11 protein-coding genes are annotated in these 11753 nt (G+C 71.7%); 8 read left to right on the top strand and 3 right to left on the bottom strand.

Going from position 1 to position 11753, the window contains the following annotated elements; all coding sequences use genetic code 11:
* Nucleotides 1-18 precede the first annotated feature (18 nt).
* Nucleotides 19-342: a helix-turn-helix domain-containing protein gene (locus K304_RS0100055; RefSeq protein WP_486591546.1), complete on the bottom strand. Its 324-nt coding sequence runs from the start codon at nt 340-342 to the stop codon at nt 19-21.
* Nucleotides 343-395: 53 nt separating this feature from the next.
* On the bottom strand, nt 396-656 hold the full coding sequence (locus K304_RS0100050) for a YkoF family thiamine-binding protein (protein WP_027762057.1): 261 nt from the start codon (nt 654-656) through the stop codon (nt 396-398).
* A 159-nt stretch (nt 657-815) separates the two neighbouring features.
* Here K304_RS0100050 and K304_RS0100045 point away from each other — a divergent pair, with 159 nt between their 5' ends.
* From K304_RS0100045 to K304_RS0100025, 5 genes are all read left to right on the top strand, one after another.
* Nucleotides 816-1655, top strand: a complete 840-nt coding sequence (locus tag K304_RS0100045; protein WP_027762056.1) for a TIM barrel protein — start codon at nt 816-818, stop codon at nt 1653-1655.
* An 82-nt stretch (nt 1656-1737) separates the two neighbouring features.
* A complete protein-coding gene (locus K304_RS0100040) occupies nt 1738-2640 on the top strand; it encodes a 2-hydroxy-3-oxopropionate reductase (protein WP_027762055.1) in 903 nt (300 codons plus the stop codon).
* Between the two features lie 103 nt (nt 2641-2743).
* Complete coding sequence (gene gcl, locus K304_RS0100035) at nt 2744-4531, top strand: glyoxylate carboligase (protein WP_027762054.1); 1788 nt, start codon at nt 2744-2746, stop codon at nt 4529-4531.
* A 153-nt stretch (nt 4532-4684) separates the two neighbouring features.
* The gene (locus K304_RS0100030) at nt 4685-6154 is read left to right on the top strand and encodes a catalase (RefSeq protein ID WP_027762053.1); all 1470 of its coding nucleotides are present in this window, start codon (nt 4685-4687) and stop codon (nt 6152-6154) included.
* A 332-nt stretch (nt 6155-6486) separates the two neighbouring features.
* A complete protein-coding gene (locus tag K304_RS0100025) occupies nt 6487-7254 on the top strand; it encodes a hypothetical protein (RefSeq protein ID WP_027762052.1) in 768 nt (255 codons plus the stop codon).
* A 46-nt stretch (nt 7255-7300) separates the two neighbouring features.
* Here the strand turns inward: K304_RS0100025 and K304_RS0100020 are convergent, their stop codons facing one another.
* Nucleotides 7301-7600: a hypothetical protein gene (locus tag K304_RS0100020; RefSeq protein WP_027762051.1), complete on the bottom strand. Its 300-nt coding sequence runs from the start codon at nt 7598-7600 to the stop codon at nt 7301-7303.
* Between the two features lie 300 nt (nt 7601-7900).
* On the opposite strand from K304_RS0100020, the gene K304_RS26510 reads away from it, so the two are divergent.
* The 3 genes from K304_RS26510 to K304_RS26505 all read left to right on the top strand — a co-directional run.
* Nucleotides 7901-9229, top strand: a complete 1329-nt coding sequence (locus K304_RS26510) for a M64 family metallopeptidase (protein WP_037788865.1) — start codon at nt 7901-7903, stop codon at nt 9227-9229.
* Nucleotides 9230-9515: 286 nt separating this feature from the next.
* Nucleotides 9516-10394, top strand: coding sequence for a lysozyme (locus tag K304_RS0100010; RefSeq protein ID WP_027762050.1), 879 nt, complete (start codon nt 9516-9518; stop codon nt 10392-10394).
* Nucleotides 10395-10604: 210 nt separating this feature from the next.
* Nucleotides 10605-11753: lipoprotein (locus tag K304_RS26505; RefSeq protein WP_037788862.1), on the top strand; the 1149-nt coding region annotated here is incomplete at its 3' end.

Below are 11753 nucleotides of genomic sequence, written 5' to 3'. Positions count from 1 at the left end.
TCACACGGCCCGGCCCGGCTATTCGGTGGCGCGGGCCGCGTTCTCCCTGTTCAGGTAGTTGTAGACGGTGAAGCGGCTGACACCCAGTGCACCGGCCACCGTCTCGACGCCGTGCCGCACCGAGAAGGCGCCGCGGGCCTCCAGAATGCGCACGACGGACTGTTTCGTCCTGCGGTCCAGCTCCGCCAGCGGCATCCCGTGCCGGCGTTCCAGCTCGGCCAGGATGTGATCCAGCGAGTCGGACAGGTGCGGCAGCCGTACGGCCAGGACGTCCCGGCCCTCCCAGGCGAGCACGACGTCGTCGCCGGCCGCCTCGTCCGGGGTGACCATCTCGCCACCCATGGCGTCGACCAGCGGCTTCACCGCCGCCACGAACGGGTGCTCCTGCGGGACGCTCACCGGGCGTCCCCGCTCTCGCCGTCCACGACGTTGACCTGGAGGGACACCCGCGTGGCACCGGCGCCGAGGGCCCGGCGCAGCATCTCGCCGACCGCCGCCAGGACCTCTTCCGAGCCGCCCTCGGCGGTGTTGCCGAACGGGCCGACGTCGACCGCGTCCAGCGGCGCGGCCTGCAGGGTCTCCCGGGCCACGACCGCGTGCTGCGGGGGCTCGTCGAGGTCGAAGGGCTCCGTCGTGAACTCCACTTTCAATCGCACGGGATCAGCGTAAGCGCGGTGGACGGCACTTGACAGCCGACGGGAGACGACTGCACTCTTCCAACAAGCAGAATACAACTTCCGCATTGTGAAATCTCAGTGCATTCACGCGGACCGCTCACGGAAGGGAGCACGATCGACGTGGCCCCCCTCGCAGAAATCGGCAGCAGCGACCACCGGTTCACGGTCAACCTGTCGATCCTCTTCACCGAACTGCCGCTCCTGGAGCGTCCCGCCGCCGCCGCGGCCGCGGGCTTCCGGGCCGTGGAGCTGTGGTGGCCCTGGGTCGACGCGCCCGTACCGCCGCAGTCCGACCTGGACGCCCTGCGCGACGCCCTGCGCGACGCCGGGACGCAGCTGACCGGCCTGAACTTCTACGCCGGGCGGCTCCCCGGCCCCGACCGCGGCGCGCTGTCCGTGCCCGGCGAGGAGTCGGAGCGCTTCCGCGCCAACATCGACGTCGCGGCCGGGTTCGCCGAGTCCCTCGGCTGCACGGCGCTCAATGCCCTCTACGGCAACCGCGTCGAGGGCGTGAGCGACGAGGAACAGGATGCGCTCGCCCTGGCGAACCTCCAGCTCGCCGCCCGCGCGGCCGACCGGATCGGCGCGGTGGTGCTGATCGAGGCGCTGAACGCGCCCGAGTCCCCCCGGTGCCCGATCGTCGGCGCACCCCGGGCCGTCGAGGTCGTCGAGCAGGTCAACGCCGCCACCGGGCTGGACAACGCCCGCTTCCTGATGGACCTGTACCACCTGTCCATGAACGGCGAGGACCTCCCGGGAGTGATCGAGCGGTACGCCGGCGTCACCGGACACGTGCAGATCGCCGACAACCCGGGCCGGGGCGCCCCCGGCACCGGCGACCTCGACTTCACCGACCTGCTCGGACGTCTCCGCAAGCACGGCTACGACGGCTGGGTCGGCCTGGAGTACAAGCCGGGCGACGGCCCCAGCGCCGGGTCCTTCGGCTGGCTCCCCGCACCGCTGCGCGGCGCGCGCTGACGCGGCGCCTCCCCGAACGCCCCACGCGGACCGACCCGCGCCCCGCCACCCGACCGACCGACCGAAAGGCAGCGTCACCCTCATGAGCAAGCTCCCGAAGATCGCCTGGATCGGCCTCGGCATCATGGGCTCCCCCATGGCCGAGAACCTCGTCAAGGCCGGCTACGACGTCACCGGCTTCACCCTCGAGCAGGACAAGCTGGACCGGCTCGCGAAGAACGGCGGCACCGCCGCCGCCTCCGTCGCCGAGGCGGTCCGCGACGCCGACGTCGTGATCACCATGGTCCCGGCCGACCCGCAGGTGAAGGCCGTCGTCCTCGGCGAGGACGGCGTACTCGCCCACGCCAGGCGCGGCGCCACGGTGATCGACATGTCGTCCATCACTCCGCAGACCTCGGTCGCGGTCGCGGAGGCGGCGGCCGCGCTGGACAAGGACCTCAGCGTCCTGGACGCCCCCGTCTCCGGCGGCGAGGCCGGTGCGATCGAGGCTGTGCTGTCCATCATGGTCGGCGGCGAGCAGGCCGTCTTCGACCGGTCGAAGCCGATCCTGGACGCGCTGGGCAAGACCGTCATCCTCTGCGGCCCGCACGGCTCCGGACAGACCGTCAAGGCCGCCAACCAGCTGATCGTGGCGGTCAACATCCAGGCCTGCGCCGAGGCCGTGGTCTTCCTGGAGAAGTCCGGCGTCGACCTCGACGCCGCCCTCGACGTCCTGGCCGGCGGCCTCGCCGGCTCCACCGTGCTGGCGCGCAAGAAGGACAACTTCAAGAAGCGCGACTTCCAGCCGGGCTTCCGCATCGACCTCCACCACAAGGACATGGGCATCGTCTCCGACGCCGCCCGCAGCGTCGGCGCGGCCCTGCCGGTCGGCGCCGTGGTCGCGAACCTGGTCGCCTCCCTGCGCGCGCAGGGCGACGGCGGCCTGGACCACTCCGCGCTGCTGCGGGGCGTCGAGCGCCTGTCCGGCGTCCCCTCCCAGGGCTGACCGGCCCTGCCCCGAACGTCCGGACGGCGGCGCCGACACCTGTCCTGTCGCGCCCAGGCGCCGCCGTCCGGATACCCACTCCTCTCACCGACCTGGAGCACCCATGCCTCGTATGACCGCCGCACGGGCGGCAGTCGAAATCCTCAAGCGGGAAGGGGTGGACACCGCCTTCGGCGTGCCGGGAGCGGCGATCAACCCCTTCTACGCCGCCCTCAAGGCGAGCGGCGGCATCGACCACACGCTCGCCCGGCACGTCGAGGGCGCCTCGCACATGGCCGAGGGCTACACCCGCGCCAAGGCCGGCAACATCGGCGTCTGCATCGGCACGTCGGGACCGGCGGGCACCGACATGATCACCGGCCTGTACTCCGCGAGCGGCGACTCCATCCCGATCCTGACCATCACCGGCCAGGCGCCGACCCACCTCCTGCACAAGGAGGACTTCCAGGCCGTCGACATCGAGGCCATCGCCGCGCCGGTCACCAAGAAGGCCACCACCGTGCTGGAGGCGGCCCAGGTGCCGGGCGTCTTCCAGGAGGCCTTCCACCTGATGCGCTCCGGCCGTCCCGGGCCGGTGCACATCGACCTGCCGATCGACGTCCAGCAGACCGAGATCGAGTTCGACCCGGACTTCTACGAACCGCTCCCGGTGCACAAGCCCGCCGCGAGCCGCCGGCAGATCGAGAAGGCGCTCACCATGCTCGGCGCGTCGGAGCGCCCGCTGATCGTCGCGGGCGGCGGCATCGTCAACGCCGACGCCTGCGACCTGCTGGTCGAGTTCGCCGAGCTCACCGGCATCCCGGTGGTGCCGACCCTGATGGGCTGGGGCGTCCTGCCCGACGACCACGCGCTCAACGCCGGCATGGTCGGCCAGCAGACCGGCCACCGCTACGGCAACGCGACCTTCCTGGAGTCCGACTTCGTCCTCGGCATCGGCAACCGCTGGGCCAACCGCCACACCGGCTACCGGATGGACGTCTACACCGAGGGCCGGACCTTCGTCCACGTCGACATCGAACCGACGCAGATCGGCAGGATCTTCGCGCCCGACTACGGCATCGTCTCCGACGCCGGGGCCGCGCTCACGCTTTTCGTCGAGGTGGCGAGGGAACTCAAGGCAGACGGACGGCTGCCGGACCGCTCGGCGTGGGCGGCCTCCGCCCAGGAGCGGAAGGCCACGCTCCAGCGCCGGACGCACTTCGACGACGTGCCGCTGAAGCCGCAGCGCGTCTACGAGGAGATGAACCGCGCGTTCGGCCGGGACACCGTCTACGTGTCGACCATCGGCCTGTCGCAGATCGCCGGCGCCCAGTTCCTGCACGTCTACAGGCCCCGGCACTGGATCAACTGCGGCCAGGCCGGGCCGCTCGGATGGACCGTCCCGGCCGCGCTCGGCGTCGCCACCGCGGCCCCGGACGCGACGGTCGTCGCCCTGTCCGGCGACTACGACTTCCAGTTCATGATCGAGGAACTGGCGGTCGGCGCGCAGCACCGGATCCCGTACGTCCACGTCCTGGTGAACAACTCCTACCTGGGCCTGATCCGCCAGGCCCAGATCGGCCTGGACATCAACTTCCAGGTCAACCTGGAATTCGAGAACATCAACACCCCCGAGCTGGGCGTGTACGGCGTCGACCACGTCAAGGTGGCCGAGGGCCTGGGCTGCAAGGCGCTGCGCGTGACCGAGCCGGACGACCTGCTGCCCGCCTTCGAACGGGCCAGGAAGCTGGCGGCCGAGCACCGGGTGCCGGTGGTCGTCGAGGCCATCCTCGAGCGCATCACCAACATCTCGATGAGCCCCACGGCGGACATCAGCGCCGTCAAGGAGTTCGAGGACGTCGCCACCGAGCCGGGCCACGCCCCCACCGCGATCAGGACCCTCGCGCCCTGACCGCAAACGGCGCGCGCTTCGCGTCCCACGCCGCCCACCCAGGCGACTTCAACAAACTGTTGACGATGTCGCGCGCCGTCCCTACGCTCCCAGGATGCGGAAACCGTCTTCCGCGCGCCCGCCCCGCGGCGCACCTCTCCCAGAAGGGTCACCATGACGCAGCCCCAGCCGACGGCGGGGACTCTCACCACGGAGTCCGGCGCCCCCGTCGCAGACAACCAGAACTCCGCCACGGCCGGCGCCGGCGGTCCGCTCCTCCTCCAGGACCAGTACCTGCTGGAGAAGCTGGCCCGGTTCAACCGCGAGCGCATCCCGGAGCGCGTGGTGCACGCCCGCGGCTCGGGCGCCTACGGCCACTTCGAGGTCACCGACGACGTCTCGGCGTACACCGGCGCCCACTTCCTGGGCGAGGTCGGCCGCCGCACGGAGACCTTCCTGCGTTTCTCCACCGTGGCCGACAGCCTCGGCGGCCCGGACGCCGCACGCGACCCGCGCGGCTTCGCGCTCAAGTTCTACACCGAGGAGGGCAACTACGACCTCGTCGGCAACAACACCCCGGTGTTCTTCATCAAGGACCCGCTGAAGTTCCCGGACTTCATCCACTCCCAGAAGCGCGACCCGTTCACCGGACGCCAGGAGCCGGACAACGTCTGGGACTTCTGGGCCCACTCCCCCGAGGCCACCCACCAGGTGACCTGGCTGATGGGCGACCGCGGCATCCCCGCCTCCTACCGCCACATGAACGGCTACGGCTCGCACACCTACCAGTGGACGAACGCCTCGGGCGAGACCTTCTTCGTCAAGTACCACTTCAAGACCAACCAGGGCGTCCGCTGCCTGAGCAGCGAACAGGGCGCGGAGCTGTCCGGCGCCGACCCGAACAGCCACCAGACCGACCTGCTCCAGTCCATCGAGCGGGGCGTGTACCCGTCGTGGACGCTGTACGTCCAGGTGATGCCCGCGGACGAGGCGGCCGGCTACCGCTTCAACCCCTTCGACCTCACCAAGGTGTGGCCGCACGCGGACTACCCGCTGCGGCGGGTGGGCCGACTGGTGCTGGACCGCAATCCGGACAACGTCTTCGCCGAGGTCGAGCAGTCCGCGTTCTCGCCCAACAACTTCGTGCCGGGCATCGGCCCGTCGCCGGACAAGATGCTCCAGGGACGGCTCTTCGCCTACGCCGACGCCCACCGCTACCGGCTGGGCGTCAACCACACCCAGCTCGCCGTCAACGCGCCGCGGGCCACCGCCTCGAACCACGGCCGGGACGGCTTGATGGCGGTCAACCCGCAGGGCCGGTACGCGCGGAACTACGAGCCCAACTCCTACGGCGGACCGGTGGAGACCGGCCGTCCGCTGTCCGCGCCCCTCCCGGTGTCCGGCTGGACCGGCACCCACCAGGCGCCCCAGCACACCAAGGACGACGACTTCTTCCAGGCCGGCGAGCTGTACCGGCTGATGTCGGAGGACGAGAAGGCACGCCTGGTCGCGAACATCGCCGGAGGTCTCTCCCAGTTCTCCCGCGAGGACGTGATCGAGAAGAACCTCGCGCACTTCCACGCTGCCGATCCGCACTACGGCGAGCGAGTCGAGGAAGCCGTGCGCGAGCTGCGCGAAGGGTGACGACCGGGGAGAGGTCTGCCTGAAGCGCGCCCCGTCGCCGGCCGGTCCATGCAGGAGGGGTGACCGGCCCGGCGGCGGGGCATTTCGCGTCCCCGGCCGCGCCGTCCCCGCCCACCCGCGTCACCGTGCAGCACGTCGTCCTGCCGCAGCCCGTCCGGCGCGTGCTGCCCGCACGGGGCCACCACGTGATCCGGACTCGCGCATCTCGCCGCGGAAAACTCTTCGCCGAACGGCGTCGATCAGGGACGATGGGGACCTACCCGGCCGTACCCCGGCGCGGGTGACCGCACCATCCGCCGCCGTTCGCCACGTCATCCCGCTGGAGCCGCCGAGTGGCCGAGAGCGTGACCGTACGCTGCCCCGACTGCCGTCGCGAGCACGCGTACGCCCCGCCGACCTATCCGTGCGCGTGCGGGCAGCCCGTGACGCTGCCACTGCTGGCCGGCGGGGTCCCGGTGCGGGTGGAGCACCGGACCTGGGCGTCCTCCTGGGTCGCGGTGCGATGCCGGGCGTGCGGACGCAGCGACGAGTGGCCGCAGCCGGAGTTCGGCTGCCCCTGCGGCACGACCGTGCGGGTGCCCACGGCCACACCCCCGCCGCGGCCGCACACCGAGCTGGGGCCGCTGCCCTCCGGCGACGGCCTGGAGACGGGCCCGGACCCCGGGTCGGCCGTGCGGCAGCGGCCGGCACGCACCCGCCCCGGCAGGCCGCCGACCCGGCGGCCCGCGTTCCGGCCGGTGACCATCCGCACCGCGCAGGACGCCAAGACGGCCGCCGCGCACTACCTGCGCTGGCTCGGCTTCCACGACGTGCGGGTCGCCGGCAACCGCCCCGCGTCCGGCGTGGACCTGCGGGGACCGGCGCTGGTCGCGCACGTCGACCCGACGACGACACCGACACCGCTGCGGGAGATCGAGACGCTGTGGCTGAACGGGCTCAACGAGTCCGCGACGGCCGCCTGCTTCTCCCTCGCCGGCTACTCCCACGACGCCCGCGTCCGCGCGGACGAACTGGCGCTGCCGCTGTTCGTGCTGGACCTCACGGGCACCCCGCAGGCCGTCAACGACGCCGCCGACGAGCTGATCCGCACCACGGCCTGACCGCTTCCCGACCCGGCCGTTGCCGTCCCCGGCCGGCTCCGGGCACTCAGCCGTGGCCGGTGAGGGCCGCGAGCCCCCGCTGCGCGTCCTCGACGTTCATCGCGGGCTGGATCGAGACCTCCGCGTCGTACTCCATGAAGAACGGCTCGGTGATGCGCGGCAGCTCCCAGGAGTCCTCCATGTCGAAGAAGATCAGCGCGCACCGCTTCCCCTCGTCGGGCACGAAGTAGGCGGCCTCCGGCTTCAGGTCCTCCAGTAGGGCCAGCAGCGTCTTCTCCATCTCCCCGCTCTGTATCGCCCGGTTGCCCTGCTCGGTGCGCAGGCGGGCCTTGAGCAGCATCCGCATCGCCCTCACCTCGTTCCGGCGACCGGGCCGCGCGCACCGTCGCGCTCGGGCGGACCCGGTCACGCGTCTCCCTCCATCGTCACCCCGCGCACGGCCACCGGCAACGTCCCCGGAGTGCCGCCCCCGCGCGGGCACCCCCGACGGTGGACGGTCACCGCACCCACGCCGAACGTTGACAGGTGCATCGCAGGTTCATAGCGTGACGGCGCGCCGGCGGCGGGACGGGGGGCCTCGAACCGTGAGGCGACACCCGGGCCTCCGCGGGTGCACCGGAACCCCGACCCCACGAGAGGACCACCGGTGCGCACTGTCAGAACCCTCGCGGCCGCCTGCACGGCCGCCGCCGCAGCACTCGCCCTCGCCGCCCCCGGGCAGGCGGCCCCCGCCCCCACGCCCGACGACGGCCCGTCCGAACGGATGCTGCACGTCGAGTACTTCGGCGAGGACGGCCACCCGCGCCACACCGAGGTGCCGGCCGCGGCGCCCGACCGGCTGGCCCGCGACGGCTCCCACGCTCCCGGCGCGACAGCCGGCGACGGCGACGTCACCACGATCGTGCAGAACGGACCGACCGCCGAGAAGCTGGACATCGCCGTCATCGGCGACGGCTACACCGCGGCCGAGCTCGACCACTTCCACACCGACGCGCGCGAGAGCTGGGACGCGCTGCTCGGCGTCGAGCCGTACACCGCGCACGCGGACCTGTTCAACGTCTGGGCGATCGACGCCGTCTCCGCCGAGTCCGGCGTCTCCGGCGACCCGGACCAGGGCGTCGTCCGCGACACCGCACTCGACTCCTCCTTCTGGTGCAACGGCACCGAGCGCCTGCTGTGCGTGGACACCAACAAGGTGGAGGACTACGCGGCCTTCGCGCCCGAGGCGGACCTGGTCGTCGTCATCGCCAACAGCAGCAAGTACGGCGGAGCCGGCTACAACCAGGTGAGTTCCGGCCTCGGTTACGACGGGATCGCCACCCACTCCGGCGACAACGCGCAGTCCGGCCTGGTCGCCGTGCACGAGACCGGTCACTCGCTGGGCAAGCTGGCCGACGAGTACGCCTACACCGACCAGACGTACACCGGCCCGGAGACCGCCGACTCCAACACGAGCGTGTACACGGAAGCCGAGATGGCGAGCCGCCAGACCAAGTGGCACCGGTGGCTGGGCGAGCCCACCCCGGACGGCGGCGTCATCGGCACCTTCGAGGGTGCCGCGTACCACACCCGCGGCATCCACCGACCGAGCGAGAACTCCCTGATGCGGTCGCTGAGCAGCACGGAGTTCAACCTCGTCGGCCGTGAGGCCATGGTCGCCGGCTTCTACCGGCACGCCTCCGTGCTGGCCTCGGACACCGCCCGCACGGCGACGCTGACGCGCGCGGACGAGGTGTCCGTCCGCGTGCCGGACCTGACCGGGGGCGCGTCGGTCGACGTCCGCTGGTACCTGGACGGCTCGGAGCTGCGGAAACTGCGCGGGGAGACGACCGTGAAGGTCGCCCGCGCCCTGGCCGCCGCCGACGACGGCCCGCACCGCCTGCGCGCCCGCGCCACGGTCCGCACCGACGCCGTCCGCGACCCGGCGCTGCGCGGTGACCTCACCGACCAGGGCACCTGGCGCGTGGAGAAGTGACGCACCGTCGACACGACGGGTGACGCGCTCACCCTGCGTCCCGTCGGCATGGCGGGAGCCGCCCCGGCGCTCTCGCCATGCCGACGGCGGACTCCCTTTCCCGGACCCCGCGCCTGCGCCGGAACCTTCAGCGGTGAAACTTTCCTCCGGGGCCCGTGCTCTCACCTCCCCGGCAGAGGTCCGGACCACAGGCGGTGGACGGAACGTCTTTACACGACCGCGCAGAGCAGCTTCGCTTTGACGTGCTCGCGTCATGTTCCCCGTTTCTCGCTGCCCCGGAGGCCGCATGCACCCGCACAGAGCCCGCTCCCCCCGGCGTCGTCTGCACCGCACCGCTCTGGCCGGAGCCGCCGCTCTCGCCCTGATGCTGGGCACGGCAGGCGCCGCCACCGCGGCCCCCGAGAGCGCAGGCGACCACGCGATCGAGGAGGGGCACGCCTACATGGGCGTGGGCCAGGAGATCCACGGAGCCCCCGAGGCGACCCCGCCGCCGGGCCTCGGCATCAACGGCTCCGGTGGCGGCGTCCAGGGCATCGACGTCTCGCACCACCAGGGAGGCATCAACTGGGGCGCCGTGCGCAACTCCGGCATCCAGTTCGCGTGGATCAAGGCCACCGAGGGCACCAGCTTCGAGGACTCGCGGTTCAACACCAACTACACCGGCGCCTACAACGCCGGCGTCATCCGGGGCGCCTACCACTTCGCGCGCCCGAACGTCTCCAGCGGCTCCGTCCAGGCCAACTTCTTCGCCTCCAACGGAGGCGCGTGGTCGCGCGACAACCGCACCCTGCCGGGCGTCCTGGACATCGAGCACAACCCGTACGGCGCCATGTGCTACGGCAAGTCCACCGCGCAGATGCGCAACTGGATCTCCGCGTTCTACAACACCTACAAGTCGCGCACGGGCCGTGACGTGGTGATCTACACGACGGCGAGCTGGTGGAACACCTGCACCGGCCGCTGGTCGGGCATGGGGAACAAGAGCCCGCTGTGGGCCGCCCACTGGACGAGCAGCCCCTCCCCCACAATCCCCGCCGGCTTCCCGACCTGGACGGCCTGGCAGTACACCAGCACCGGCAGCGTCAACGGCGTCTCCGGAAACGTGGACCGCAACAAGTTCAACGGCAGCCGCTCGCGCCTGCTCGCGCTCGCCAACAACACCTGACCCGGCACCCCTTCGGGACAGCGCAACGGGGGCGGGCGTCCGGCGGTAGCCGGCTCCGCCCCCGTTGCGCGCTCAGGCCGCGTACGGCAGACCCGCGCCCTTCCGGCAACGGCGCCGGGGACGCAGCTCCGGCCCCGCGGTCACGCCATCTTGTCGTGTCCACTACCATCCTGGCCGACCGCTGCACCGCCTGCCGAAGAAGGTGTCCTCGTGACCGGCCTCCGACGCTGGGCCGCACGCGCTGCGGCGCTGGCCCTCACCACCGCGCTGATCGGCGCCGGCACGGAGCTGACCGGGGACGGGCCGGCCCTCGACCACGCGGGGCCCGCTCCCGGCCCCACCTTTGGCGAGTCTCCCGAACCGGACGGGCGGACGCGGCTGCTGGGAGACGGCTCCACGGCCGCGACCGGCCCGCAACCGCACCAGCCGGCTCCGGCCAGGCTCGAACCCGGCGCGAAGCCACCGCAGTTCGTGGTCTTCTCGTGGGACGGCGCCGGAGAGGACGGCAACCGCCTCTTCTCCCGCTTCCGCAAGCTGGCGAAGAAGCACGACGCCTCCATGACCTACTTCCTCAGCGGCCTGTACGTGCTGCCCGAGGAGCAACGCGCGCGCTACCACCCGCCCGGGCACCAGGCGGGTGCGTCGGACATCTCCTTCCTGTCGGACGGTCACCTCCGCGCCACACTCCGGGAACTCCGCCTCGCCTGGCTCGACGGAAGCGAGGTCGGCACCCACTTCAACGGGCACTTCTGCGGACGCGGCGGAATCCGCGACTGGACGACCGACGACTGGCTCAGCGAGATCGGGCAGTCCAAGTACTTCGTCCAGCACTGGAAGACCACCACCGGCTGGAAGGGCATGCCCCCGCTGCCCTTCGACTACGACAAGGAGCTGATCGGCGGCCGCACCCCCTGCCTCGAAGGCCGTGACAACCTGCTCCCCGCAGCCAGGGACATGGGATTCCGCTACGACTCCAGCGGCAACGGCACCCAGGTGTGGCCCGGCAAGGAGGAAGGGCTGTGGGACCTGCCGTTGCAGCAGATCCCCATGCCCGGGCGTTCGTTCGAGACCCTGTCGATGGACTACAACTTCCTCGCCAACCAGTCCGGCACGGTCGAGGGCGACCCGGCCAGGCGGGCGTACTGGGAGCGTCAGTGGCACGACGGTCTCCTGCAGGGCTTCCGCCGCGCCTACGAGGGCAACCGTGCCCCGATGATCGTCGGCAACCACTTCGAGCAGTGGAACGGCGGCATCTACATGGAGGGCCTCGCCGAGGTCATCAAGACGGTGTGCCCGCTGGAGGACGTGCGCTGCGTCTCCTTCAAGCAGCTCGTCGACTGGCTCGACGCCCAGGACCCC

It is taken from the genome of Streptomyces sp. CNS606 (assembly GCF_000426325.1).
The sequence above is the reverse complement of the archived record's forward strand: the minus strand, read 5'-3'. Positions and strand labels throughout refer to the sequence as shown.

Bases quoted from the DNA above. Each gene is read 5' to 3' on its own strand.
- K304_RS0100040 (WP_027762055.1), top strand. From the start codon at position 1,738: ATGAGCAAGCTCCCGAAGATCGCCTGGATCGGCCTCGGCATCATGGGC.
- gcl (WP_027762054.1), top strand. From the start codon at position 2,744: ATGCCTCGTATGACCGCCGCACGGGCGGCAGTCGAAATCCTCAAGCGG.
- K304_RS0100010 (WP_027762050.1), top strand. From the start codon at position 9,516: ATGCACCCGCACAGAGCCCGCTCCCCCCGGCGTCGTCTGCACCGCACC.
- K304_RS0100020 (WP_027762051.1), bottom strand. From the start codon at position 7,600: ATGCGGATGCTGCTCAAGGCCCGCCTGCGCACCGAGCAGGGCAACCGG.
- K304_RS0100030 (WP_027762053.1), top strand. From the start codon at position 4,685: ATGACGCAGCCCCAGCCGACGGCGGGGACTCTCACCACGGAGTCCGGC.
- K304_RS0100055 (WP_486591546.1), bottom strand. From the start codon at position 342: ATGGGTGGCGAGATGGTCACCCCGGACGAGGCGGCCGGCGACGACGTC.